This window comes from Streptomyces recifensis (assembly GCF_002154615.1).
Classification (GTDB): domain Bacteria; phylum Actinomycetota; class Actinomycetes; order Streptomycetales; family Streptomycetaceae; genus Streptomyces; species Streptomyces griseoluteus.
Genome location: NZ_MUNH01000630.1, coordinates 1 through 2,141, shown reverse-complemented (window position 1 = coordinate 2,141; position 2,141 = coordinate 1). Strand labels below are relative to the sequence as shown.

Below are 2,141 nucleotides of genomic sequence, written 5' to 3'. Positions count from 1 at the left end.
CGCCCACCCCCGCGCGGCGGCAGCCAGTGGATCCCGCCGCGCGGGGGTGGGCGGCGGTCGTCGCGCGCGTCCCTGTCGTCCCGGTCGTCTCTCATGTCACTCCGTGAGCGCGGTGGCGACCGCGTCATGGTTGCGAAACCTTGGGCCTTCGCCTCACTTAACCGCTAGGCCCTGGGGAGAGGTTGCGGGTCATGCCTGCCGCACGGCCGTTCTGCACATGCGCGAACGACCCGCCACGGCCGGTACGGGACGCGGCGAGCGTCAGCGGTGGCCGTCGCCCGCCACCACCCCGTAGGTGACGGCGCCGAAAACCAGGTGGGGCACCAGGTCGGACACCCAGTCCGTCGGGGACCACGTCCGGGGATCGGTGACACCGAGCCGCGTCATGGAGGCGTCCGTGGCCGCCATGGCGAGGACGCCGGTCGCCAGGCTCCCCAGCCACCACGGCACCCGGGCACCGGCGCGGTGCGCCAGGGAGACGACCACGCCGGTGGCGACGCCCACGCCGATGCCGCTCAGCGCCCCGAGCGCGGCCAGCCGGTTCGACCGCTGCTCCCCGGTCCCGCCGACATGCAGGCCCACGTCCTCGACGAGCCTGTCGGCGGCCTCGGCGGGCACGTCACTGGCGGACCTGCCCCGCAGGGCCATGTCGGCGTAGGTGGCGGCGTTGAGGGCGGTGGTCCCGGCGGCGCCTGCCGCGCCGCCGCGCAGGATGCTGTGAATCATGCGCCCCCGAGTTCCCTGAACCCCCTCCGCGAACCGTGCCGCACCGCCGTACGGGTGACGGGCCTCCACACACCCGCAAAGAACCTGTCACACAAGGACCGGAATGCGGCCTCGGGGGCGGGCCGTTCTCCTTGTCATGACTGTTGGAGTAGCGCTCAACACGCCCGGCGCCGCGAACCAGGTCGACGCATCCGTTCTCCAGGCCCGCGAGGCCGCGGCGGCGGGGGTACGGTCCGCCTGGTTCGGGCAGACCTTCGGCGCGGACTCGCCCCAGCTGGCCGCGATCGTCGGCCGCGAGGTGCCCGGACTCCAGGTGGGTACCTCAGCGATCCCGGTCTTCGGCCGGCACCCCCTGCTCGTCTCCAGCCAGGCCCAGACCGCCCAGGCGGCCACCCACGGCCGCTACCACCTGGGGCTGGCGCTCGGCACCAAGCTGCTGACCGAGGGCGGCTTCGGTCTGCCCTTCGAACGTCCCATCGCCCGGTTGCGCGAGTTCCTCACCGCGCTGCGCCAGCTCACCGAGCACGGCGAGGCCGACTTCCACGGCGAACTGCTCACCGCTGCCACCCCGGTCCCGGCCCGCGTCCCGGGCGCCGAGGACGGCGTACCCGTACTGGTCGCCGCGATGGGACCGCAGGCACTCCGGGTCAGCGGCGAACTGGCCGACGGCATCCTGCCGTACCTGGCCGGGCCACGGGCGTTGGAGCGGGACATCGTCCCGGCGGTCAACGCGGCCGCCGAGGCCGCCGGGCGTCCCGCGCCCCGGATCGTGGCCCTGGTGCCCGGCGTGGTCACCGACGACGTCGACGCTGTACGGGAGACCGCCACCGAGCAGCTCGCGTTCTACGAGCAGATCCCGTCCTACGCCAGGGTCCTGGAACTCTCCGGCGCCCGCCGGGCCGCCGACCTCGCAGTGATCGGCGACGAGAAGACGGTCGCCGCGGAGGTGCGCCGCTACCGGGACGCCGGGGCGACGGAGGTGGTGCTGACCGGCACCGAGCTCGCCGGAGACGCGTCCCGGCTGCGCACCTACGCCCTCCTCGGCGAACTGGCGGACTGACACCCCCCTCACGCACGACGACGAAGGAGCACCGATGACCACCCACGCCCCCGCGACGGACCTCCACGCCTTCACCGAGTCCTGGCTCGACTGGTACCGGTCGCACGAGGAGAACCTCGCCGACCCGCACGGCTTCCTCGCGGTGACCAGCCTGAACTGGCTGGACGAGCACCCGCGGCGCTTCCCCGACGCCCCCGGCACCTGGCGCACCGGTCCCGAGGGCGTCACGGTGACCCTGGACGAGGGTGAGGAACTCACCGTGGCCGGGGAGCCGGTGCGCGAGGAGCACCACTTCGGTGTGCTCCCCGAGCGCGGCGGCGTCGAGGCGGTGTGGGGGGACGCGGTGATCGAGGTG

The 2,141-nt window shown here is 73.8% G+C and carries 2 protein-coding genes and 1 pseudogene; 2 read left to right on the top strand and 1 reads right to left on the bottom strand.

Translation table 11 applies throughout. The features are described from left to right. Window positions 1-261: 261 nt before the first annotated feature. A complete protein-coding gene (locus CCN33_RS27420; RefSeq protein ID WP_086696114.1) occupies window positions 262-726 on the bottom strand; it encodes a hypothetical protein in 465 nt (154 codons plus the stop codon). A 136-nt stretch (window positions 727-862) separates the two neighbouring features. Between CCN33_RS27420 and CCN33_RS27415 the strand changes: the two genes are divergently transcribed. Then, window positions 863-1,786: an LLM class F420-dependent oxidoreductase gene (locus CCN33_RS27415; protein WP_086696113.1), complete on the top strand. Its 924-nt coding sequence runs from the start codon at window positions 863-865 to the stop codon at window positions 1,784-1,786. Window positions 1,787-1,820: 34 nt separating this feature from the next. Then, window positions 1,821-2,141 (top strand): annotated as a pseudogene (locus CCN33_RS27410) (DUF1684 domain-containing protein); the annotation flags it as partial.